This window comes from Streptomyces sp. NPDC030862, assembly GCF_055571835.1.
Genome location: NZ_JBVIEN010000005.1, coordinates 89,649 through 111,297, shown reverse-complemented (window position 1 = coordinate 111,297; position 21,649 = coordinate 89,649). Strand labels below are relative to the sequence as shown.

Genomic DNA, 21,649 nt, shown 5'->3' with positions numbered 1-21,649 from the left:
CGCTCCAATACCAGTCGTAGTCGAGGCGTCACGCTAGTGCCGTCATGACAGGCCGTCAACTGGTGTTGGGAGATGGGCGACATGGACTGCACACCAGTGTGGGGATAGGTTGCAGTCACGGAGGTGAGGTGCGGCAATGACCAGTTCGTCGGACGTGCCGGGAAGAAAGAGTCTGGCCGACAAGATCAACCACCTTTTCGAGACAGTGGTTCCGGCCGGTCGCGGCCCCTACAGCACCGAGGAGGCCGCCCGGGCCATCAGCGAGCAGGGGGTGCCCATCTCGGGCAGCTACATCTGGCTGCTGCGCAAGGGGCAGCGCGACAACCCGACCATCCGGCACCTCGAAGGGCTGGCCCGGTTCTTCGGCGTACCCCCGGCCTACTTCTTCGACGACGAGGTGACGGCGGCCGTCGAGGCCCAGCTCGGCATGCTCGCCGCGCTGCGGGACGCCCAGGTGCAGCACGTCGCCCTCCGGGCGGCCGGGCTGTCCTCCAAGAGCCTGCGCTCGATCGCCGAAGTCATCGACCGGGTACGGGAACTGGAGGGCCTGCCCCCGCAGGAGGCGCCGCAGGACGGCCAGGACGAGCCCCGGGGACAGCCCGGACCCGGGAGCTGACGGGCCGTGGCGGGGGGCGCCTTTCGGTCAACCTCCGCCCGCCCGCCTCGGTCGGCCCTTGCGCCCGCCGGGACAGTTGGCAACGATCGAACGCCAACGGCACTGCCGGCATGTAGGCCGGAAAGGACACATCGGTGGGAGCATCTCCGCTACGCGTACCCGGTCGGCGCACCGCATTCCGGCAGATGCGCCGTACCTGCGAGAGGCTCATCGACGAGGCCGGCATCACCCCGGGCAGCGACATCATGGCCATCTGCGAACAGGTCAGCCGTCGGCGGGGCCGCGCCATCCGGCTCACCTCCATGGAGCTGGAGGACCCGTCGCTCCACGGACTGTGGATCGCCGTCCCGGAGACGGACATCATCGTCTACCAGGCGGACACCAGCAGGTCCCACCAAGAGCACATCATCGCCCACGAGTTGTCGCACATCATCTGCGGGCACGACGGCGAGGCGGCCCCGGCGACCACCGCCCGCGCGACCACCGCCCCCGCGACCACCGCCCCCGCGACGGCCGCCCCGGTGGCGGCGGCGCCCAAGCGGGTCACCGTTCCGGAACACCTCTTCCCCGACCTCGACCCGAACCTGGTCCGCAGGTCGCTGATGAGGTCCGTCTACTCGGACCGCGACGAGCAGGAAGCGGAGATGATGGCGTCGCTCATCCTGGCCGGTGCCCGCCAGGACGTCACCGGGGCGCCCCCCGCCCTCGCCCCCGAGATCGCCAGCGTCATGGCCCGCGTGGAAAGCGTCATCGGCCGCGGATGAACCTCTACGACGTGCTGGCGCACATCTGCGCCGCGGCCGGGCTCGCCGCGTTCTGCTACAAGCTCCCCGAACTGGTCCAGCGCAGGACCGACCCCGCCCTGTGGGCCCTCGCCGTCTACTTCCTGTGCTCCGGCGTCAGCTTCCTCATCGACTTCAACTGGCTGCGCGACCACGTCAACGCCCTCGCCGGATACGCCAACTTCACCACCATCCTCACGCAGGCCGCGGTCGTCGTCCTCACCGCGGCCCAGCAGGTCGTGCTGGTGCACTGGTCCCATCCCCCCGAAGAGGCACGCGTGCTGGCCAGACGGCGCATCCGGGCCTTCTCCGTCACGCTCGCGGCCCTCGTCGCCCTGTTCTTCATCGTCGAGCCCTACCGCAGGGACCCCTCCGCGGAGGGCACGCTGCTGCGGAACATGCAGGACCTGGACTACGCGGGCTACCTGCTCTTCTACATCACCATCTGCGCGGTGGGGCAGGTCGGAGCCCTGCGCCTGTCCTACCGGTACGCGCGCATCGCCCACCGCCCGTGGCTGCGCGTGGGCATGTGGACGGTGACCGCGGGCGCCTCCTTCATCCTGCTGTACTGCGCCATCCGCTACACCCAGACGATCGGCACCCAGCTCGGCTACGACATGAGCGCCTGGGAACCCGCGTACTGGCTCGCCGGGGACGTGGGCTCACTGCTCCAGGTCTTCGGTTGGACCGTCCCGTCCTGGGGGCTCGCGCTCTCCCGCTGGCTGTGGAACTACCGCTCCTACCTGCGGCTGCGCCCGCTGTGGTGGGCGCTGTACGAGGCGGCACCCGGCATCGCGCTGGAGCCGCCGCCGCCGAGGTGGCTGGACCGGCTGCCGCCGTACAGCCTCGAGTACCGGCTCTACCGGCGGGTCATCGAGATACTCGACGGGTTCCTCGCCCTGCGGCCGCACCTCACCCACGCCGCGGCGCTCCGCGGCGACGCGCCGGAGACCGCGCGGCGCTCCCCCGAGGACGAGGCCGGTTACCTGCACGCCGCCCTCAGGGCGCGGGCGGAGGACCCGGACGCCTCCGCGCCCTTCGTCCCCGGCACCGGGCCCTCGCCCGCCGAGAGCCGGGGCGACTACGCGAAGGAGGTGGCGTGGCTGGCCGAGGTGGCCACGGCCTTCGCCCGCACCGCGCCCAAGCGCCGTACCGCCCCGCGAAAGCCGAGGTGACCCGCTGGTATGGAAGGAACGGAGGAAACGTTCCGGTCCCCGCCCGGCATCGCGGCCATGACGGCGGAGCTGCTGGCGATCGACCGGGCGTCCGGGGCGCGCAGCGCCGCGCCCGTGGCCGTGCGCGCCGTCGCCGCGGTCCTGCGGCACCCCGGCCCGCCGCCCTGTGCGGCGGCTCCCGCCGATCTCGCCGTCCCGGCCGATCTCGCCGAGTTCTTCGAGGTCGCCGCCTGGATCCTGTTCGACGCCGAGCAGCACGCGCTCTCGTACCGCCTCAACCGGCGCGCCCTCGCCCTGGCCCGTGGACTCGGCGACGAGGACCGCTCCATCGAACTGCTGACCCTGTCCGTGCTGAGCATGCAGGCGGCCCACCTCGGGCGCACCGCCGACTCGCTGCGCATCTCCTCGGCCGTCCTCGCACGGAAGGGCCTGCCGACGCGGGTGGCCGCCCTCTTCCACGTACGCGAGGCCCGCGCCCACGCCCAGCGCCTGGACCGGCGTGCGGCGCGGCGGTCGCTGCGCATCGCCCACGAACTGCACGCCGACGGGCCCGGCGCGAAGGACCCCGAGTGGGCCTGGTGGTTCGACCGCGCCGAGCTCGACGGCCACCACGGGCTCGCCCTCGCCGACCTGGGCGATACGGAGCGGGCGGCGTCCTTGCTGCACACGGCCACGGAGGCGGGCGACGGGCCCGCCTACCGGTCCCTCTTCGCCGCCGAGCTCGGTCACGTCCTCGCGCGGGCCGGGGCGTGGCGCGAGGCCGACGCGTGGCTGTCGGGCCTGGTCGAGTCCGGGACGGTTCCGGCCATGGGGTCCGTACGCGCCCTCCGGGCCCTGGAGGCCGCGACGCGGGCCGTCGAACGCGGGCGCGGTGTGCCGCGTGGTCCGCGCGAGACGGCACGGTACCTCGCCCGCCTCCTGCCGCGCTGACCCCGTGCCCTGATCCGTCCGTGCAAGGAACCAAGGAACCCAGGAACCCGAGAACCCCCGGAGGACACCCGTGCTGTCAGGAACCACCTCGCGCCTGCTCCACCTCACCACCGCCGCCGTCGTCCTGGCGGGGGCGGCCGACACCGTCGCCGGCTGGGCCGCGCCGGCCGAGCCGGCGCAACAGGAAGCCGCCGCCCCCGTCCTGCGCGGTGAGCCGTACGTCGAGACGCACCTGTTCTTCGGCACCGGTCGCCACAACGGCGCTCCGCCGATCACCGAGGAGCAGTTCATGAAGTTCCTCAACGAGCACATCACGCCCCGCTTCCCCTCCGGCCTCACCCTCCAGGAGGGCCACGGGCAGTGGCGCGACAAGACCGGCTCCATCAACAGCGAACGCTCCTACGAACTGATCGTGCTGTACCCGAGGTCGGCGGCGCAGGCCCGGGACTCCGACATCGAGTACATCCGGGACCACTACACGCGGATGTGGGGCCTGGAGTCGGTGGGCAGAGCCGATGTGCAGGTGGTGGCCGACTTCTGAGCGGAGGGCATGGGCCGGGGGGTCTCCCGGGGGTGCAGCCGGTGCATAGAGTCATGCACACTTGTGCACGACTGAATGGACAGGGGGACGGACACCGTGAGCGACAGCCCCGCCGCGCGGATGCAGGCGCTCTTCGAAGGGCACCGGCTGACGCCGACGCAGCGCAGGATCGCGCACTGGATGGTGCGGCGCGCCGCCGACGTGCCGTTCCTGTCGAGCGTGGAGCTCGCCGAGCTGGCCGGGGTGAGCCAGCCGTCCGTGACCCGCTTCGCCGTCGCCCTCGGCTTCGACGGCTACCCGGGCCTGCGCAAGTACCTGCGCGAGGTGGCGCCCGCCGAGCCGGTGCCGGCCGGGGGCTCGGAGTTCAACGAGTACCAGCAGGCCGTCCACGCCGAGATCGAGAACCTGCGCCATCTCGCCGGGCTGCTCGCCGACCCCGAGCCCGTGGAGCGGGCCGGGCGGCTGCTCGCCTCCTCGCGGCCGCTGCCCGTGCTGGGGCTGCGGGCCGCCTCCTCGCAGGCGCGCGGCTTCGCGTACTTCGCGGCCAAGGTCCACCCCGACGTCCGGCTGCTGGACGAGGGCGGCACCATGCTCGTCGACCGGATCGACGGCGCCGTACGGGCCGGGGCCACGGTGCTGCTCTGCTTCGCGCTGCCCCGCCACCCCAAGGAGGTCGTCGAGGCGCTCGCGCACGCGCGGGAGGCCGGCCTGACGGTGGTGACGGTCGCGGACTCGGCGTTCGCGCCGGTCGCCAAGCACAGCGACGTCCTGCTCCCGGCGGCCGTCGGCACCGGGCTCGCCTTCGACACGGCGTGCGCGCCGATGCTGCTGGGGCGGGTGCTGCTGGAGGCGATGTGCGACGGGCTGCCGGACGCGCAGGCGCGCCTGGAGGAGTTCGACGCGGGGGCGGCGGCGCGCGGCCTCTTCGTGGAGTGATGGCCTCTCTCAGGAGACGTTAAGGGAAGGGCGCTAGCCTTCCGCCGCGACAGACGCAGCGGTGTCAGGAGTGGCGAGGAGGCGGACGTGGCGCGGGGCGGTCAGGCGCTGGCGAGAGTGGCCGTGGTCGTACGAGCGGGGGCGGCACCCCTGTGGTGGCCGGGGTTGCTGGCCACCGGGCTCGGGGCGTTGGTGCCCGGGCTGACCGGGCGGCGCATCGGACTGCTCGCCGGGGCCGCGCTGTTCCTGGTGACGGCCGCCGCGGTGGCCCTCGCGCGGCGCGCGCGGTACACGCGCCTGGCCGCGGAGGCCACCCGGGCCGCGCGCGCCGACTTCCTCCAGGACCGGGCCGTGACCGCCCGGGCCTGGCGCCGCTCCCGCCGCTGGTGGCTGCTGGGGGCCTTCCTGGCCGCGCTCGGCCTCTCCTTCGTGCTGCCCGGCGCGGGCGGGCTGTGGCTGGCCGGGGCCGGCGCGGGGCTGTGGCTGAAGGCCGTGTGGCTGGGCCGCTGGGAGCACCGGCACGAGACGCTGCTGTGGGTGTGTACCGACCGGCTCGCCAAGGGCCCGGCCGGCACGCCCGTGCGCGCGTACCGCACCACGGGCATCGCCGCGGGCGACGCCGCCCCCGGCGGGGCGCGGCGTCGCCGCTGAGCGCGGCTCACACTTCGAGTTCGGACTCGATGCGCCGCAGGTGGTGGCGGGCCATCGCCAGGTTGGACCGCTCCTTGTCGAGCGCCAGGTACAGGAACAGGCCCGCACCGCCGCGGCTCTTGAGGAGCCGGATGAGGTGGTACTGCGTGCCCAGGGTGATCAGGATGTCCTCGATCTCGTCCTTGAGGCCGAGCATCTCCATCGTGCGGACCTTGGCGCGGACGACGTCGGTGTTGCCCGCCGCGGCGATCGCCAGGTCGAAGTCCTTCCCGCCGCCTATCGTGCCGAGGGCCATGCCGCTGGTGTAGTCGACGAGCGCGGCGCCCAACGCGCCGTCGATCGTGGTGGTTTCCTTCAGGGCGGTTTCGACGTTGGCCATCGCTTGCTCACGCTTCCTTCGGTGTCGGGGACGGTGTCTGGGACGGCTGTGCGGGGGACGGCGGTGTGTGGGACGGGCGGGGCGGAATGGGGGGCCGCGCGGGCGGCCGCTGCTGCGGTACGAGCGCGGCGTCGAGCACGCTGCCGATACGGGCGCTGGAGCGCCGGGCCTCCAGGTGGAGGCGGCCGACGTTGACGCGGGGCTCCGCGAGGAGGGTGAGGACGGCCGAGCTACCCGCCGCGTACGTGGCGACGTAGCCTTCCTCGCCGCGGACCAGCAGCTCGCGGAAGCCGCCCTGGCCGGTCGCGTCGGTGAGCCGCTGGGCCACGCCGAGCGCGGCGGCCGTCAGCGCGGCGACGCCCTCGGCGGTGCTGCCGCCGCCCGTGTCGTGGGCGAGGACCAGGCCGTCGGCGCTCGCCGCGAGGGCCCCGGTCAGCTGCGGGAGCCGGGCCCGCAGGCGTCTGAGCTCGCCGAGCACCTGGGCTTGGGCTTCGGCGTGGGCTGCCGTGCGGGTCGTCGTCACAGGTGGGCCTCCAGGGCGTCGCGGAGCCGGCGGAGCAGGGCGGTGTCCGGGTCGGGGACGGACGGCGGCAGCCAGCGCGGGGGCGGCGGCGCCGGTTCGAGCGGCGTGGCGACCAGCCCGGCCGCCGCGAGCCGCCGCACCTCCAGCAGCGTGTGGAAGGCGGGCCGCCCCAGCGCACGGGCCAGCTCCACCGGCGTACGCGTGCCGTCGGCGTACGCGAGGAGCGCCCGCTGCCGCAGGGTGAGGGTCTGGCCGGGGGCCGCCGGGCGGGGCACCACGGGCGCGGCGTCCACCGCCGGGTACGGCCACACGCCGTCCAGCAGCTCGCGGCGGCGCCGGGTCTCGCGCTCCACGTCGACGAGCGGGACGGGGCGTACGGGGGGTACCGGGCCCGGGACGGCGACGGGCCCGTAGCGGAAGCGGGTCGGGCCGCTGCCGGGGGTCAGCGCGAAGAACGCCGCGTCGTACAGGGCGCCGAGGCGGCAGATCTCCAGCTCGCCGTCGCCGAGCCGCCGGTCCGGGGGCAGTCGGCCGCCCGCCGTGAGCAGGACGTCGAGGCCGGGTGCGACGGGGCTCTCGGCGTGCACCACGCGGCCGTCGACGAGGTGGAGCGTGCCGTGGTCGCGCAGCAGTGCGCCGGTGGCGCTTTCGGCGGCCAGCCGCAGCAGCAGGGGCGAGACGACGGTCATCCGAGGACCAGCCGTTCCGCGAGGTCGCGCAGGCGGAGGCGGGCGAGCGCGAGGTTGCCGGTGGAGCGGTCGAGCCAGAGGTGGAGGAACACGCTGCTGTCGAAGGTCGTCTCGACGAAGCGAAGGACGTGGTAGCCGGAGCGGGTGGTGACGATGACGTCCTCGACGGGCGGGCCCTTGGGGGAGCCGCCGTCGCGTAACCCGGCGTCAGGGAGCTCGTCGTCGGATAACGCGCCGTCGCGTAACTCCTCGGGCCGGGCGAACGACTCGTACTCGGCTGCAGCCCGCGCCAGTTCGGCCGTCTCGGCGGCGGTCGTCTCGTGGTCGCCCACCGGGGAGTCCCCGATCACCCCCAGCGCCAGACCGCTCGTCCAGTCGACGAGGGCCGCTCCCCGCGCACCCGGCACGGTCATGGCGTGGAGCAGGCACTCATCGATTCCGGGCACGCGGGCTCGCCTCCCTGTTCCCCGTTGCGTGGACACGGCAGTGACGGCGACGTTACGCAACGTTCGCCCGCCCGGAGGGAGTTCTGGCATTTTCCAACGGAACATGCGCCCCGGGCGGTACGGTTCGCCTCACACGTCGGACCCACGCCCCCGGCCTCACCCCTCGCCGCGTACGCGCAGCACCAGCTTGTTGACCGCCCACAGCGCGATGCCGATCGCCAGCAGCACGCCCGCCCGGACGTACACGTCCGCCTCCCGGTCCGCGAGCGGGCTCGCCAGGATCAGGGACGTGAGCGCCCCGAGGACCGGCAGCGCCGTCGGCGTACGGAAGTGCGCGTGTCCGACGCGGTCGCGGCGCAGCACGAGCACCGCGACGTTGACCACCGCGAAGACGCACAGCAGCAGGAACGCGGTGGTGTCGCCGAGCCCCTCGATCTCGCCCGTCGAAACGAGGCCGATGGCCAGGAGCGAGACGAAGACGATGCCGACGACCGGCGTGCGCCGCACCGCGAGCACGCGGCCCATGGCGCGCGGCAGGATCCGCTCGTTGGCCATGCCGTAGCAGAGCCGCGAGGCCATCATGATGTTGATCAGCGCCGAGTTGGTGACGGCGAACAGGGCGATCAGCGCGAACGCCTTGGGCGGGAAGTCCAGCCCGCCCGCCTTCACCACCTCCAGCAGCGGTCCGCTGGACTTCTCCAGCGTGCGGTGGTCGACGAGGAGCGAGGAGACCAGCGCCACCAGGACGTAGATGGTGCCGGTGACGGCGACGCCGGTGAAGATCGCCCGGGGGAAGGTGCGGACCGGGTCGCGGGTCTCCTCGGCCATGTTGACCGAGTCCTCGAAGCCGACGAAGGCGAAGAAGCCCAGCGCGGTCGCGCCGAGGACGCCGGTGAGCAGCGCGTACCCCGTGCCGGTCGCCGTGAGGTCGCCGAGGCGCGACGGCTCGCCCTCGCCCGTCAGGACCGCCCACGCGCCGATGGTGAGGATGATGAGCAGGCCCGTCAGTTCGACGACGGTGAGGACGACGTTCGTCTTCACCGACTCCGACACGCCCCGCAGGTTGAGCGCCGCGAGGGCGAGGATGAACAGGATCGCGATCAGCGTCGGCGGGACCGCGCCCCCGGTGAACTCGGCGAGGTAGTCCCCGCTGAAGGCCCGCGCGGCGGCGCTCGCGGACGACAGCCCCGAGCACATCACCATGAAGGCGACGATGAAGGTCAGGAAGGGGACCTTGAACGCCTTCTGGGTGTAGAGGGCCGCTCCGGCGGCCTTCGGATACTTGCCGACGAGTTCGACGTACGACGCCGCCGTCAGGATCGCGACGACGAAGCCGATGAGGAACGGCAGCCAGAGCGCGCCGCCGATCTTGCCGGCGACCTTGCCGGTGGTGGCGTAGATGCCGGTGCCCAGGATGTCGCCGATGACGAAGAGGATGAGCAGCTTCGGCCCGATGGCCCGCTTGAGCGCGGTGTCATCTCCGGGGCCCTGCTCCTGCTCGGGTACGTGCGTGGCCATGGGGAGGTTGTGCCCCGGAGCCACGGCGTCAGTCGGGCACTGGTACGTCTGGGCGCACCGGCGCGTCCGGGCGCACCAGCGCGTCCGGGTGACCGCCGCCCGCCTCGGCGACGATCTCGGCGACGCTCTGCGGCGGCCGCACGGTGGTGAAGCGGACCGTCCCGTCGTCGCCTGCGGTGTAGCCGTACACGCCGGGGCGGGGCAGGGAGTTGTACGCGTAGTGGTGCGCGAAGTAGTACGCCCCGGTGTCCAGCGCCGCCACCACGTCGCCCGGTGCGAGGAGCGGCAGCGGGCGCGCGACGGCGAGGAGGTCGCCCGCGAAGCAGGCGGGGCCCGCCACGTCCTGGTCGACGGCCGGGCCGTCCTCCTTGGGCAGCCCCTCCGCGTCGTACGCGGCGATCCTCAGCGGCCAGGAGGCGGGGTCGTAGATGGTACGGGTGGCGACCTGGACGCCCGCGTGGGTGACGGCGATGGGCCGGGAACCGGACGTCTTGGTGTACTCCACGCGGGCGAGGACCGTGCCGTGCTTGGCCAGCAGGGACCGGCCGAACTCGGTCACCAGGCCGTAGCGCCCGTCGAACAGCCCGGGCACCTCGGCGGCGAGGAGGCGGGCGTACGCGGCGTACGTCGGGGTCTCCTCGTCGGAGGCGAAGTTCACCGGGAGGCCGCCGCCGATGTCGAGGGTGTCGACCTGGCGGCGCCCGGCGGCGGCGTTGATCTCCTCGGCGAGTTCGTACGCCGCGCGGACACCGGCGACGAGGAGCGACAGCGGCAGGCCCTGGGAGCCGGAGTGGGTGTGCAGCCGGCTGAGCCGGGGGCGGTCGAGGTACGCCTGGACAACGCGGGCGCGGGCGCCCTCGTCGCGCAGCGCCACGCCGAACTTGGAGGTGGCGGTGGCGGTGGACAGGGCGTCGATGGTGCCGCCGCCGATCTGCGGGTTCACCCGCAGCCCGAGGGGCGAGGCGCTCGGCGCCTGCGCGAGCAGGGCGTCGATACGGGCGAGCTCCTGCGGGTTGTCGGCGTTGACGGCGATCCCGAGGGCGAGGGCCTCGCGCAGCTCGGCGGGCGTCTTCGCGGGCGAGTCGAGGACGATCCGGGCCGGGTCGACCCCGGCGGCGCGGGCCAGGGCCAGCTCGCCGGGGCTCGCGACCTCGGCGCCGAGCCCCGCCTCGTACAGCAGGCGCAGGACGGGGACGAGCGGGCAGGCCTTGACGGCGAAGGCGTGCAGCACGGGCGCGTCGGTGACGGCCGCGAAGGCGGCGCGCAGGGCGGAGGCGGAGGCGCGGACGCCGTCGGTGTCGAGGAGCGCGGCGACGGGCTCGGCCTCGGTGAGGAGGCCCTGGTCGACCGCGGCTCGCACGGCCTGATCGCGGGTTGCACGCCCGGCCTGCTCGCGCGGGGCTGGTGCGACCTGCTCGCGTGATGCTCGTACGGCTTGATCGCGACGGTTCGAAGCCATGTGCTCCAGCCAATCACCCGGCGTGCGCGACCGCAGCCGTTGACTACTTCTATTCAGCAGGCCAGTATGTGAATAACTGATTCTGCAACACGTCTTCGTGCAGTCGTTTCGAGGAGGCATCCCCATGTCAGGACCCCGCCCCGTACGGGCCCCGCGCGGTACGGAACTGAGCGCCCTGGGATGGCAGCAGGAAGCCGCCCTGCGGATGCTGCAGAACAACCTCGACCCCGAGGTCGCCGAGCACCCCGACAAGCTCGTCGTCTACGGCGGCACCGGCAAGGCCGCGCGCGACTGGCGCTCCTTCGACGCCATGGTCCGTACGCTGCGGACCCTGAAGCAGGACGAGACGATGCTCGTCCAGTCCGGCCGCCCGGTCGGCGTCATGCAGACGCACGAGTGGGCCCCACGCGTCCTCATCGCCAACTCCAACCTGGTGGGCGACTGGGCGAACTGGGAGGAGTTCCGGCGCCTGGAGCAGCTCGGCCTGACCATGTACGGGCAGATGACCGCCGGTTCGTGGATCTACATCGGCACCCAGGGCATCCTCCAGGGCACGTACGAGACGTTCGCCGCCGTCGCCGCGAAGAAGTTCGGCGGCACCCTGGCCGGGACCATCACCCTGACCGCCGGTCTCGGCGGCATGGGCGGCGCCCAGCCGCTCGCCGTGACGATGAACGACGGCGTGGCGATCTGCATCGACTGCGACCCGCGCGCCATCGAGCGCCGCATCGAGCACCGCTACCTCGACGTGAAGGCCGACTCCCTCGACCACGCCCTCGCCCTCGCCACCGAGGCCCGCGACGCCCGCAAGCCGCTCTCCATCGGCGTCCTCGGCAACGCCGCCGAGCTCGTCCCGCAGCTGCTCGCCATGGGCGCGCCCATCGACATCGTCACCGACCAGACCTCGGCCCACGACCCGCTGGCCTACCTGCCGGTCGGCGTCGCCTTCGAGGACATGGCGTCGTACGCCGCCGAGAAGCCCGCCGACTTCACCCAGCGGGCCCGCGAGTCGATGGCCCGGCACGTGGAGGCCATGGTCGGCTTCATGGACGCGGGCGCCGAGGTCTTCGACTACGGCAACTCCATCCGCGGCGAGGCCCAGCTCGCCGGCTACGACCGGGCCTTCGCCTTCCCCGGCTTCGTCCCCGCCTACATCCGGCCCCTCTTCTGCGAGGGCAAGGGCCCCTTCCGCTGGGCGGCCCTGTCCGGCGACCCCAAGGACATCGCCGCGACCGACCGCGCGATCCTCGACCTCTTCCCCGAGAACGAGTCCCTCGCCCGGTGGATCAAGATGGCCGGCGAGCGCGTCCACTTCCAGGGCCTGCCCGCCCGCATCTGCTGGCTCGGCTACGGCGAGCGCGACCGCGCGGGCGAGCGCTTCAACGACATGGTGGCGAGCGGTGAGCTGTCCGCGCCGGTCGTCATCGGCCGCGACCACCTCGACTGCGGCTCCGTCGCCTCCCCGTACCGCGAGACCGAGGCCATGCTCGACGGCTCGGACGCCATCGCCGACTGGCCGCTCCTCAACGCCATGGTGAACGTCGCCTCCGGCGCCTCCTGGGTCTCCCTCCACCACGGCGGCGGCGTCGGCATGGGCCGCTCGATCCACGCGGGCCAGGTGACGGTCGCCGACGGCACGCCGCTGGCGGGCGAGAAGATCCGCCGCGTCCTGACCAACGACCCGGGCATGGGTGTCATCCGGCACGTGGACGCCGGCTACGACATCGCCGAGACGGTCGCGGACGAGAAGGGTGTCCGGGTCCCGATGCGCGAGGGTGACGACGCGTGACGCTCCCGACCTTCCACGAGATGTGGCGGGACCTGCTGCCGGTGGGCCGGAACCCGGCCTCCGGCGGCTACCGCCGGTACGCCTGGACGGAGGCCGACCGCGACTGCCGCGCCTGGTTCCGGGCGCAGGCGGAGGCGCGCGACCTGACGTACGAGACGGACCGCAACGGCAACCAGTGGGCCTGGCTCGGCGACCCCCTCGGCGAGGGCGCGATCGTCACCGGCTCGCACCTGGACTCGGTCCCGGACGGCGGCGCCTTCGACGGCCCGCTGGGCGTGGTGTCCTCCTTCGCCGCGCTGGACGAACTCCGCCACAGGGGTGTGGAGTTCCGCCGGCCGGTCGCCGTCACCAACTTCGGTGACGAGGAGGGCGCCCGCTTCGGCCTCGCCTGCGTCGGCTCCCGGCTGACGGCCGGGCAGCTGACCAAGGAGGCGGCGTACGCGCTGCGCGACGGCGACGGCGTCCCGCTGCCGCGCGCCATGGAGGAGGCCGGATACGACCCGGAGGCCATCGGCCCGGACCCGGAGCGGCTCGCGCGCATCGGCGCATTCGTCGAACTCCACGTCGAGCAGGGCCGGGCCCTGGACCTGTCCGGCGACCCGGTCGGCATCGCCTCCGCCATCTGGCCGCACGGCCGCTGGCGGTACGACTTCCACGGCGAGGCCAACCACGCCGGCACCACCCGGCTGGTCGACCGGCGCGACCCGATGCTGACGTACGCCGAGACCGTGCTCGCCGCCCGCCGCGAGGCGGAGCTGGCGGGCGCGGTGGCCACCTTCGGCAAGATCTCCGTCGAGCCGAACGGCGTCAACGCCATCCCGTCGCTGGTGCGCGGCTGGCTGGACTCCCGCGCGGCCGACCAGGAGACGCTGGACACCGTCGTGTCCGGCATCGAGCGGGCGGCGCGCGAATACGCCGACCGGCACGGGATCGACCTCACGGTGGTCCGGGAGTCCTTCACACCGGTCGTCGAGTTCGAGCACGCGCTGCGCGACGAGCTCGCCAAGATCCTCGGCGGCGGCATCCCGGTCCTCGGCACCGGCGCCGGCCACGACGCGGGCATCCTGTCGGCCTCCATCCCGACGGCCATGCTGTTCGTACGGAACCCCACGGGCGTCTCGCACTCCCCGGCGGAGTCCGCGACCGAGGACGACTGCGTGGCGGGCGTCCACGCCCTCGCCGACGTACTGGAGGGCCTGGCATGCGCGTGACCACGTACTGGCTGGAGCACGCCTGGCTCGACCCGGCGGTCGAGTCGGGCGTGGTCCTCGAAGCCGGGGCGGACGGCCGGATCGCCGCCGTCCGCACCGGCGTCGCCACCCCGCCGCCGGGCGCGACCGTCCTGCGGGGCCTGACGCTCCCGGGCCTCGCCAACGCGCACAGCCACGCCTTCCACCGGGCCCTGCGCGGCTCGGTACAGGTCGGCAGCGGCACCTTCTGGACCTGGCGCGAGGTCATGTACGGGGTCGCCCAGCGGCTCACCCCGGACACCTACCACGCGCTCGCGCGGGCCACGTACGCCGAGATGGCGCTCGCCGGCATCACCGCCGTCGGTGAGTTCCACTACCTGCACCACGCACCCGGCGGCACCCCCTACGCCGATCCCAACGCCATGGGCGAGGCGCTCATCGCGGCGGCCGGCGAGGCGGGCATCCGGATCACGCTGCTCGACACGGCGTACCTGTCGAGCGGCTTCGGCGAGCCGCCCAACGACCACCAGCTGCGCTTCTCCGACGGCACCGCCGAGGCCTGGGCCGAGCGCGCCGCGCTGCTGAAGGAGCGGGAGCACGCCCGGGTGGGCGCCGCCATCCACTCCGTCCGCGCCGTCCCCGCCGACCAGCTGTCCACGGTCGCCCAGTGGGCCGCCGAGCGCCGGGCGCCGCTGCACGTCCACCTCTCCGAGCAGACGGCGGAGAACGAGGCGTGCCTGGCCGCCCACGGCCGCACCCCGACCCGCCTGCTCGCCGACCACGGCGTGCTCGGCGCGCACACCACCGGCGTCCACAACACCCACCTCACCGACGAGGACGTCGCCCTGCTCGGCGGCTCGGCCACCGGCACCTGCATGTGCCCGACGACCGAGCGCGACCTGGCCGACGGCATCGGCCCTGCCGCCGCCCTTCAGAAGGCCGGGTCGCCCCTGTCGCTGGGCAGCGACAGCCACGCGGTCATCGACCTGCTGGAGGAGGCGCGCGCGATGGAGCTCGACGAGCGCCTGCGCACCCGCACGCGCGGCCACTGGACGGCCGCCGCGCTGCTGCGCGCCGCCACCACCGACGGCCACGCGGCCCTCGGCTGGCCCGACGCGGGCCGCCTGGCGGCGGGCGCGCTCGCCGACTTCACGACGATCGCGCTCGACTCGGTCAGGACAGCGGGGCCGCCACCGCGTCTGGCAGCCGAGACGGCGGTATTCGCCGCGTCGGCAGCGGATGTGCGGCATACGGTCGTGGGAGGCCGCCATGTCGTGCGGGACGGGGCCCACGCCCAGGTCCCGGACGTCCCCCGGGCACTGGCGGACGCGATCGCCGCCCTGCGCGACTGACGCGACCGACGCGACCGGCGACGCGACCGGCACCACCCGCACCCGCACCCGCACCGGCACGACCGAAGGAGGCACCCCTCACCATGAGCAGCGGTCCGGAGACCACGAACACCCCCGCGGCGACGCCCGCCCCCGCCACGACGAACAGCGCCGTCGCGGCGACGGCGACCGTCATCACCAACATCGCCAGCCTGGTCACCAACGACCCCTCCCTCGGTGACGGATCCCCCCTCGGCCTGATCCGGGACGCGGCCGTCGTCATCGACGGCGACCGCGTCTCCTGGATCGGTGAAGCCAGCAAAGCACCCGCCACTGACAATCGGGTCGACGCCGGCGGCCGGGCCGTCGTCCCCGGCTTCGTCGACTCCCACTCCCACCTGGTCTTCGCGGGCGACCGCACCGCCGAGTTCAACGCTCGCATGTCCGGGCAGCCGTACGCCGCCGGCGGCATCCGCACCACCGTCGCCGCCACCCGCGCCGCCACCGACGAGGCCCTCGAAGCCAACCTCACCCGCTATCTGCGCGAGGCCCTGCGCCAGGGCACGACCACCTTCGAGACCAAGTCCGGCTACGGCCTCACCGTCGACGACGAGGCCCGCGCCCTGCGCATCGCCGCCCGCCACACCGACGAGGTGACCTACCTCGGCGCGCACATCGTCTCCCCCGACTACGCCGACGACCCGGCGGGCTACGTCGACCTCGTCACCGGCCCGATGCTGGAGGCGTGCGCCCCGCACGCCCGCTGGATCGACGTCTTCTGCGAGAAGGGCGCCTTCGACGGCGACCAGGCCCGCGCCATCCTCACCGCGGGCAAGGCGCGCGGCCTGCACCCCCGCGTCCACGCCAACCAGCTGTCGTACGGCCCCGGCGTCCAGCTCGCCGTCGAACTCGACGCCGCCTCCGCCGACCACTGCACCCACCTCACCCAGGCCGATGTGGACGCCCTCGCGAGCGGCAGCACGGTCGCGACCCTGCTGCCGGGTGCCGAGTTCTCCACCCGCGCCGAGTGGCCGGACGCGCGCCGGCTCCTGGACGCGGGCGTGACCGTGGCCCTGTCCACGGACTGCAACCCCGGCTCCTCCTTCACCTCCTCCATGCCGTTCTGCATCGCCCTCGCCGTACGGGACATGGGCATGACGCCCGACGAGGCGCTCTGGTCCGCCACCGCCGGCGGGGCCGCCGCGCTGCGCCGCGAGGACATCGGCCGCCTCACCCCCGGCGCCCGCGCGGACCTGGTCCTCCTCGACGCCCCGTCCCACGTCCACCTGGCCTACCGCCCGGGCGTCCCGCTGGCCGCGGCGGTCTGGCGCGGCGGCGTACGCGAGGTCTGACCACTCCCGCCTCTCCGACCCCTCTGGTCACCCCAGGCTTCCCATCGGTCACCACATGCGTAAGTAACCCTGTCCTACGGGGATTTGACCCGGTACCGTCTCGTCCAGCAAGGCTCAGGGGGAGACCGGGAAACCGGGACCGGGGGGTCGGAGTTGAGCGCTGCGCGTGAACAGGACGTCCGCGTCCATGTCGTCAGGCCGGGGGAGCTGACCGAAGGTGACCTGGAAACGTGGCGCGCACTGCGCGCTACCTCCGGCGTCCCCGCCAACCCCTTCATGGAGCCGGAGTTCACCCTCGCCGTCGCCCGCGTACGCCCCGGCACGGCGCGGGTCGCCGTCCTCTCCGAAGGCGGCGAGACGGCCGGGTTCCTCCCGTACGAGAACGGCCCCCTGGGCCACGGGCGGGCCATCGGACTCGGCGTTTCGGACTGCCAGGGAGGGGTGTTCCGGGCCGGGCTGAAGACGACGGGCCCCGCGCTGCTGCGGGGCTGCGGGCTGACCGCCTGGCGGTTCGACAACCTCGAAGCCGGACAGGGCCTGTTCGTCGCGGACGCCGCCGAGGCGTTCGCCTCGCCCGTCATCGACGTCGGGGAGGGGTACGCGGCCTACGAGACGGCCCTGCGCGCGCGGTCGCCCAAGTTCCTGAAGACCACCCTCGCCAAGGAGCGGCGCCTCGGCCGCCGGGCCGGGGAGGTGCGGTTCGTGTTCGACGAGCGCGACCCGGCCGCCCTGCGCACGCTCATGGCGTGGAAGTCGGCCCAGTACCGCCGTACCGGCCGCCGCGACCGGTTCGCACGGGAGTGGATCAGCGCCCTCGTGCGCGGCCTGCACCACACGCGCGCGCCCGGCTGTTCCGGCGTGCTGTCCGTGCTGTACGTCTCCGGGCGGCCGGTCGCCGCCCACTTCGGGTTGCGCTCCCGCACCGTCCTGTCGTGCTGGTTCCCGGCGTACGACCCCGCCTACGCCACGTACTCGCCCGGCCTGATCCTGCACCTGCGCATGGCCGAGGCGGCCGCCGCGGCGGGCATCGGGATGCTCGACCTCGGGCGCGGCGCCGCCGAGTACAAGGACGCCCTCAAGACCGGTGAACTGTGGGTCTACGAAGGGGTGTCCGTACGCCCCGGAGTGCGCGCGGGCCTGTACCGGATCGCCCGTGAGCCGCGCCGCCGCGCTCACCGCTTCGTACGCGACCGGCCCCGCCTCGCGGGATACGCCCGGCAGGCACTCAACCAGGCCGGCCGGCTCCGCCGCCGCTGAAGGAGGAGCTCCCTCATGCCGCACAGCCCGCCCCGGCCGCCGATCGCCGTCGCCGACCTCGACCTCGACGACCTCGACGACCTCACGGACCCGGACCCGGGCCCGGACCCGGACGGCGCCTCCATCCGCTCCTTCCGGTGCGCCGACGAGCCGACGGAGTGGGTCTTCGCTCTCGTACGGGTCCAAGGCAGGCCCGTCGGCACCGTCCTGGGCCGCGTCGCCACCACCGCGGACCCCGCCCGCGCGGTCGCGGCCCTCGCCCGGGAGCGCCTGGCCGGCACGGAGCCCCGGCCACCGGTGGAACCGTACGGCGACCTGCCCCGGACGACCGTCGTCGTCGCCACCCGCGAGCGCGCCGGGCAGCTCGCCCGCGCCCTGGACTCGCTCCTCGCCCAGGACCACCCCGACCACGGGATCGTCGTCGTCGACAACGCACCCCGCACCACCGCCACCCGCGAACTCGTCGCGGCCAAGTACCCCACCGTCCGGTACGTACGGGAGGACGTCCCCGGCCTCGCCGCCGCCCACAACACCGGCGCCGCCGTCGCCGACGGCACCGTCCTCGCCTTCACCGACGACGACGTGGTCGCCGACCCGCACTGGCTGTCCGCCCTCACCGCGCCCTTCGCCGCCGACCCGGGCACCGGCTGCGTCACGGGCCTGATCCTGCCCGCCCGGCTGCGTACGCCCGCCCAGGTCCTCCTGGAGAGCCACGGCGGCTTCGCCAAGGGCTTCACGCCGCGCACCTGGGACCCGGCGCGCCCGCCCGCCGACGAGCCGCTCTTCCCGTTCACGGCGGGCAGCTTCGGCTCGGGCGCCAACATGGCCTTCCGCGCGAGCGCCCTGAAGGCCGTGGGCGGCTTCGACCCCGCCACCGGCACCGGTACGCCCGCCAAGGGCGGCGACGACCTGTACGCCTTCGTCCGCGTCCTCGCCACCGGGCACCGCCTGCGCTACACGCCCGATGCGCTCGTCTGGCACCACCACCGCGAGACCTGGCCGGACCTGCGCCGGCAGGCGTACGGCTACGGCGCCGGGCTCACCGCGTACCTCACGGCCCTCGCCGTCCGCCGCCCCGCCCTGCTGCCCGCGCTCCTCGCCCGCCTCCCGCGCGGCCTGGCCCACGCCCGCGCGATGACCGCCGCGCGCGGCGCCGCGCCGGGAGTGGCCGCCCCCGGCGCACACGGGGCCCATGGCCAGCCCTGGCCGCGCTCCCTCTCCCGCCTGGAGCGGCTCGGCATGCTGTACGGGCCCGTCGGCTACGCCCGCGCGCGGCTGCGCCTCAGAAGCGGCGGAAGCGGCGGAAGCGGTGAGGCCCGATGAGAACGCCCGTGCCGGTGCTGCTGTACCACGCCGTGACGGACGACCCGCCGCCCTGGATCGCCGAGTTCACCGTCACGCCCGCCGACTTCGCGGCGCAGCTCGACGCCGTCGTGGCGAGCGGCCGCACCCCCGTGCCGCTCAGCGCCCTCGCCGCCCACCTCGCGGGGAAGGGCGGCCTGCCGCCCCGGCCCGTCGTGCTCACCTTCGACGACGGCTTCGCCGACCTGCCCGGCCCGACCGCCGAGGCGCTCGCCGCCCGCTCCCTGCCCGCCACCGCCTACCTGACGACCGGGGCCATCACCCCGGGCCGCGCCTGCCTGCTGCCGCCCGCGCCGATGATGGCGCTCACGCAGGCACCGCTGCTGGAGCAGTACGGCCTGGAGGTCGGCGCGCACACCGTCACCCACCCCCAGCTGGACGTGCTCCCACCCCGGGCCGTCCGCCGGGAGCTGCGCGACTCCAAGGCGGCCCTGGAGGACGTGCTCGGCCACGAGGTGGCCCACCTGGCCTACCCGCACGGCTACAACAGCCGCGCCGTACGGCGGGCCGCGCGGGAGGCCGGATACGCGTCCGCCGTCGCCGTACGGCACGCCCTCAGCTCCCGCACGGACGAGGCGTACCGCATCTCCCGGCTCATCCTGCGCCGTACGCACACCGTCGCCGACGTCGAGCGCTGGATGCAGGGCCGGGGCGCGCGGACGGCGCCGTACCCGGACTCGCCGGCGACCGTCGGCTGGCGGGTGTACCGGCGGGCGAGAGCGGCGGTTCACGGGCCGGAATTTCCGGGGTAGGAAGATCGCGCATTCCACCTGAAAGTGGAGGCTCGCCCCATAATTGTCTGAAACGCCACATTTATGGAGGGAGTGGCACAGTGCGGCACCGGCAAGACGTGCCCTCACCGGTCGCCACCCGGAGGACCGGCGAGGAAGTGGCGGACGCCCGGTCCGGCGCGCCCCCGCCCGGCACAAGGGTGGGACGGCCGTTGTGGACGGTGGTCACCGCAGTGCCGCTCCTCGTCGCCGCTGCTCTGTGGCTCTATGCGCTGCCCCGTATCGGTTTCCGCGATATCGGTGACTACGGGCTTCTCGACCGTTTCCCGGTGGCCTACTATGCCGCGCTCCTCGTCCTGACGGCAGGCTTTGTGTTCACACTGCGCCGTGCCGGGACCACGCCATGGTGGCCTGCCGGGTACTGCCTGGCCATGCTGGTCGCTCTCAAGGCGCCGCCGGCCGTGCTGTACGACGGGGCCCGCTATGCCTGGGCCTCCAAGCACGACGCCGTGATCAGCAGGCTGCTCGTGGAGGGCACGGTCTACCCATACGACGAACTGTCGGGCGGTATGTCGGCGTACGACCAGTGGCCGGGCTTCTTCGGCCTCAATGCGGCGCTGGTGCGCGCCTTCGGGTTGGAGGCCGCCACCCCGTACATCAACTGGGCGCCGGTCGTGTTCGGTGTGCTGGCCGTGCCCCTACTGGTGGTGATCTACCGCACCTTCAGCGGCGACTGGCGACTCGTGTGGACGGGCGTGTGGATCTACCAGCTCGCCAACTGGGTGGGTCAGGACTACCTCGCTCCCCAGGGCTTCTCATACCTGCTCTACCTGGCCGTCCTCGTTGTCGTGGTACGGCACTTCGTACGGCCGGGGTCCGCCCGGTCGCTGCGAGACCGGGCCAATCTCGACCCTGCGGCGGCGGACGTGCCCCCGTCGACCACCGTTTGGCAGCGCGCCGCCGGTGTCCTGTTCCTCTCCCCGCTCATCGCAGCCACCAACGCATCACACCAGCTCACCCCCGTGATGATGTTCGCCGCCCTCGCGGCGCTGTGCTTCACCCGCCGCTACCGAAACATCGGGCTGCTCGTGGTCACCGGAGTGATCATGCTCTTCTGGGACCTGACCATGGGCCGTGTGCTGTTCCTGGACACGCTGAGCACCCTGCGTGAATCGGCCGGCGACCTGCTCGGCAACTCCCGGGCCGGATACGCGGGAGAGCCCTCCGGCCCTGGGCCCGAGCTGGTCGCGACAGCCAACATCCTCATGGTGCTGTTCCTCGGCGCGCTGGCCGCCGCGGCGGTGCTGCTGCGCCGGCGGTTGGTGCGCAGCGCACTGCCGCTCTTGCTGGCCGTGGCGGCGCCGGTACCGATGTTCGCCGTCAACGATTACGGCGGCGAGATGCTCTTCCGGGTCTACCTGTTCGGGCTGCCCGGCACGGCCTTCTTCGCCGCCGCGGCGTTGGTGCCGGCGGCCGGGACGAAGCGGGGGGCGGCCCGCGTCGCCCGCAGGGGGGCGAGCGTGGCGCTGCCCGTCGCGCTGACCGCGCTGCTCGCCGGGTTCCTGCCCTCGTATTACGGCAAGGAGGGCTCGCACTACACGCCACCTGCCGAAACAGCGCTCGTCACCCGGACGTACGACAGGATCCCGGCCGGTTCGGTCATCCTGGCCGCGACAGGGGCGTATCCCGGCGCGTACATCCGTTACCCCGACTACGGCAGGTGGTACTTCGCCGAGCAGGAGAGAGCCGAGAACAAGAAGATGCTCGATGACCCGGCGGGCTACCTGGCGCGCGGCATTCCCAAGGGCTACCCGGCGTTCGTGATTCTCACCCCGACGCAGGAGAGAGCGGTCATCGGCGAGGGCTACCTGACGCGGGCCGAGTTCCGGGACATCAAGGCCGACCTCAAGCGGTCACCGCTGTTCCGGGTGCTGGAGGACGACGAGCACGGGCTCTTCCTGGAATACGTCCGAGGGTGAGAGGGGAGATCGC

Annotated in this window: 21 protein-coding genes; 15 read left to right on the top strand and 6 right to left on the bottom strand. The window is 73.5% G+C overall.

The window, feature by feature from the left end:
- Positions 1 to 136 precede the first annotated feature (136 nt).
- The 7 genes from ACZ42X_RS15000 to ACZ42X_RS14970 all read left to right on the top strand — a co-directional run bounded on the left by ACZ42X_RS15000 (position 137) and on the right by ACZ42X_RS14970 (position 5,631).
- Positions 137 to 616 carry a helix-turn-helix domain-containing protein gene (locus ACZ42X_RS15000; RefSeq protein ID WP_361418340.1) on the top strand — a complete coding sequence of 160 codons (480 nt, stop codon included), beginning with the start codon at positions 137 to 139 and terminating at the stop codon, positions 614 to 616.
- Between the two features lie 185 nt (positions 617 to 801).
- Complete coding sequence (locus ACZ42X_RS14995) at positions 802 to 1,380, top strand: ImmA/IrrE family metallo-endopeptidase (RefSeq protein WP_468289066.1); 579 nt, start codon at positions 802 to 804, stop codon at positions 1,378 to 1,380.
- Positions 1,377 to 2,573 carry an MAB_1171c family putative transporter gene (locus ACZ42X_RS14990; RefSeq protein WP_468289063.1) on the top strand — a complete coding sequence of 399 codons (1,197 nt, stop codon included), beginning with the start codon at positions 1,377 to 1,379 and terminating at the stop codon, positions 2,571 to 2,573. Before ACZ42X_RS14995 ends, ACZ42X_RS14990 begins: the two co-directional genes overlap by 4 nt.
- A 9-nt stretch (positions 2,574 to 2,582) precedes the next feature.
- Positions 2,583 to 3,503 (top strand): DNA-binding protein, encoded by a 921-nt coding sequence (locus tag ACZ42X_RS14985; RefSeq protein ID WP_468289060.1) that lies wholly within the window; start codon positions 2,583 to 2,585, stop codon positions 3,501 to 3,503.
- Positions 3,504 to 3,573: 70 nt separating this feature from the next.
- Positions 3,574 to 4,044 carry a DUF3574 domain-containing protein gene (locus ACZ42X_RS14980; protein WP_468289057.1) on the top strand — a complete coding sequence of 157 codons (471 nt, stop codon included), beginning with the start codon at positions 3,574 to 3,576 and terminating at the stop codon, positions 4,042 to 4,044.
- Positions 4,045 to 4,119: 75 nt separating this feature from the next.
- On the top strand, positions 4,120 to 4,980 hold the full coding sequence (locus tag ACZ42X_RS14975) for a MurR/RpiR family transcriptional regulator (RefSeq protein ID WP_468289054.1): 861 nt from the start codon (positions 4,120 to 4,122) through the stop codon (positions 4,978 to 4,980).
- 87 nt (positions 4,981 to 5,067) lie between these two features.
- On the top strand, positions 5,068 to 5,631 hold the full coding sequence (locus ACZ42X_RS14970) for a hypothetical protein (RefSeq protein ID WP_468289051.1): 564 nt from the start codon (positions 5,068 to 5,070) through the stop codon (positions 5,629 to 5,631).
- Between the two features lie 7 nt (positions 5,632 to 5,638).
- On the opposite strand, the gene ACZ42X_RS14965 is transcribed toward ACZ42X_RS14970, so the two are convergent.
- The 6 genes from ACZ42X_RS14965 to ACZ42X_RS14940 all read right to left on the bottom strand — a co-directional run bounded on the left by ACZ42X_RS14965 (position 5,639) and on the right by ACZ42X_RS14940 (position 10,645).
- Entirely contained in the window at positions 5,639 to 6,010 is a 372-nt protein-coding gene (locus ACZ42X_RS14965) for a hypothetical protein (RefSeq protein ID WP_468289048.1), read from the bottom strand.
- A 7-nt stretch (positions 6,011 to 6,017) separates the two neighbouring features.
- Positions 6,018 to 6,533, bottom strand: a complete 516-nt coding sequence (locus ACZ42X_RS14960; protein WP_468289045.1) for a roadblock/LC7 domain-containing protein — start codon at positions 6,531 to 6,533, stop codon at positions 6,018 to 6,020.
- The gene (locus ACZ42X_RS14955; RefSeq protein WP_468289042.1) at positions 6,530 to 7,222 is read right to left on the bottom strand and encodes a transcriptional regulator; all 693 of its coding nucleotides are present in this window, start codon (positions 7,220 to 7,222) and stop codon (positions 6,530 to 6,532) included. Before ACZ42X_RS14955 ends, ACZ42X_RS14960 begins: the two co-directional genes overlap by 4 nt.
- The gene (locus ACZ42X_RS14950) at positions 7,219 to 7,668 is read right to left on the bottom strand and encodes a hypothetical protein (protein ID WP_361418370.1); all 450 of its coding nucleotides are present in this window, start codon (positions 7,666 to 7,668) and stop codon (positions 7,219 to 7,221) included. Before ACZ42X_RS14950 ends, ACZ42X_RS14955 begins: the two co-directional genes overlap by 4 nt.
- 156 nt (positions 7,669 to 7,824) lie before the next feature.
- Positions 7,825 to 9,186 carry an APC family permease gene (locus ACZ42X_RS14945; protein WP_468289039.1) on the bottom strand — a complete coding sequence of 454 codons (1,362 nt, stop codon included), beginning with the start codon at positions 9,184 to 9,186 and terminating at the stop codon, positions 7,825 to 7,827.
- 28 nt (positions 9,187 to 9,214) lie between these two features.
- Positions 9,215 to 10,645: a type III PLP-dependent enzyme domain-containing protein gene (locus tag ACZ42X_RS14940; RefSeq protein ID WP_468289036.1), complete on the bottom strand. Its 1,431-nt coding sequence runs from the start codon at positions 10,643 to 10,645 to the stop codon at positions 9,215 to 9,217.
- Positions 10,646 to 10,769: 124 nt separating this feature from the next.
- On the opposite strand from ACZ42X_RS14940, the gene hutU reads away from it, so the two are divergent.
- The 8 genes from hutU to ACZ42X_RS14900 all read left to right on the top strand — a co-directional run bounded on the left by hutU (position 10,770) and on the right by ACZ42X_RS14900 (position 21,636).
- On the top strand, positions 10,770 to 12,434 hold the full coding sequence (gene hutU, locus ACZ42X_RS14935; protein ID WP_468289033.1) for a urocanate hydratase: 1,665 nt from the start codon (positions 10,770 to 10,772) through the stop codon (positions 12,432 to 12,434).
- Between the two features lie 20 nt (positions 12,435 to 12,454).
- A complete protein-coding gene (locus ACZ42X_RS14930; RefSeq protein WP_468290121.1) occupies positions 12,455 to 13,645 on the top strand; it encodes an allantoate amidohydrolase in 1,191 nt (396 codons plus the stop codon).
- Positions 13,636 to 14,976, top strand: a complete 1,341-nt coding sequence (locus tag ACZ42X_RS14925; protein WP_468289030.1) for a formimidoylglutamate deiminase — start codon at positions 13,636 to 13,638, stop codon at positions 14,974 to 14,976. The genes ACZ42X_RS14930 and ACZ42X_RS14925 overlap by 10 nt, the downstream gene beginning before the upstream one ends.
- 83 nt (positions 14,977 to 15,059) lie before the next feature.
- Positions 15,060 to 16,307: an imidazolonepropionase gene (hutI, locus tag ACZ42X_RS14920; RefSeq protein WP_468289026.1), complete on the top strand. Its 1,248-nt coding sequence runs from the start codon at positions 15,060 to 15,062 to the stop codon at positions 16,305 to 16,307.
- Positions 16,308 to 16,460: 153 nt separating this feature from the next.
- Entirely contained in the window at positions 16,461 to 17,564 is a 1,104-nt protein-coding gene (locus ACZ42X_RS14915) for a GNAT family N-acetyltransferase (RefSeq protein ID WP_468289023.1), read from the top strand.
- 15 nt (positions 17,565 to 17,579) lie between these two features.
- The gene (locus tag ACZ42X_RS14910) at positions 17,580 to 18,887 is read left to right on the top strand and encodes a glycosyltransferase family 2 protein (protein WP_468289020.1); all 1,308 of its coding nucleotides are present in this window, start codon (positions 17,580 to 17,582) and stop codon (positions 18,885 to 18,887) included.
- Positions 18,884 to 19,678, top strand: coding sequence for a polysaccharide deacetylase family protein (locus ACZ42X_RS14905; protein ID WP_468289017.1), 795 nt, complete (start codon positions 18,884 to 18,886; stop codon positions 19,676 to 19,678). Before ACZ42X_RS14910 ends, ACZ42X_RS14905 begins: the two co-directional genes overlap by 4 nt.
- 200 nt (positions 19,679 to 19,878) lie before the next feature.
- The gene (locus tag ACZ42X_RS14900) at positions 19,879 to 21,636 is read left to right on the top strand and encodes a hypothetical protein (protein WP_468289015.1); all 1,758 of its coding nucleotides are present in this window, start codon (positions 19,879 to 19,881) and stop codon (positions 21,634 to 21,636) included.
- Positions 21,637 to 21,649 lie beyond the last annotated feature (13 nt).

Bases quoted from the DNA above. Each gene is read 5' to 3' on its own strand.
- ACZ42X_RS15000 (WP_361418340.1), top strand. From the start codon at position 137: ATGACCAGTTCGTCGGACGTGCCGGGAAGAAAGAGTCTGGCCGACAAG.
- ACZ42X_RS14995 (WP_468289066.1), top strand. From the start codon at position 802: ATGCGCCGTACCTGCGAGAGGCTCATCGACGAGGCCGGCATCACCCCG.
- ACZ42X_RS14990 (WP_468289063.1), top strand. From the start codon at position 1,377: ATGAACCTCTACGACGTGCTGGCGCACATCTGCGCCGCGGCCGGGCTC.
- ACZ42X_RS14985 (WP_468289060.1), top strand. From the start codon at position 2,583: ATGGAAGGAACGGAGGAAACGTTCCGGTCCCCGCCCGGCATCGCGGCC.
- ACZ42X_RS14975 (WP_468289054.1), top strand. From the start codon at position 4,120: ATGGACAGGGGGACGGACACCGTGAGCGACAGCCCCGCCGCGCGGATG.
- ACZ42X_RS14965 (WP_468289048.1), bottom strand. From the start codon at position 6,010: ATGGCCAACGTCGAAACCGCCCTGAAGGAAACCACCACGATCGACGGC.
- ACZ42X_RS14955 (WP_468289042.1), bottom strand. From the start codon at position 7,222: ATGACCGTCGTCTCGCCCCTGCTGCTGCGGCTGGCCGCCGAAAGCGCC.
- ACZ42X_RS14945 (WP_468289039.1), bottom strand. From the start codon at position 9,186: ATGGCCACGCACGTACCCGAGCAGGAGCAGGGCCCCGGAGATGACACC.
- ACZ42X_RS14940 (WP_468289036.1), bottom strand. From the start codon at position 10,645: ATGGCTTCGAACCGTCGCGATCAAGCCGTACGAGCATCACGCGAGCAG.
- hutU (WP_468289033.1), top strand. From the start codon at position 10,770: ATGTCAGGACCCCGCCCCGTACGGGCCCCGCGCGGTACGGAACTGAGC.
- ACZ42X_RS14930 (WP_468290121.1), top strand. From the start codon at position 12,455: ATGTGGCGGGACCTGCTGCCGGTGGGCCGGAACCCGGCCTCCGGCGGC.
- ACZ42X_RS14925 (WP_468289030.1), top strand. From the start codon at position 13,636: ATGCGCGTGACCACGTACTGGCTGGAGCACGCCTGGCTCGACCCGGCG.
- hutI (WP_468289026.1), top strand. From the start codon at position 15,060: ATGAGCAGCGGTCCGGAGACCACGAACACCCCCGCGGCGACGCCCGCC.
- ACZ42X_RS14910 (WP_468289020.1), top strand. From the start codon at position 17,580: ATGCCGCACAGCCCGCCCCGGCCGCCGATCGCCGTCGCCGACCTCGAC.
- ACZ42X_RS14905 (WP_468289017.1), top strand. From the start codon at position 18,884: ATGAGAACGCCCGTGCCGGTGCTGCTGTACCACGCCGTGACGGACGAC.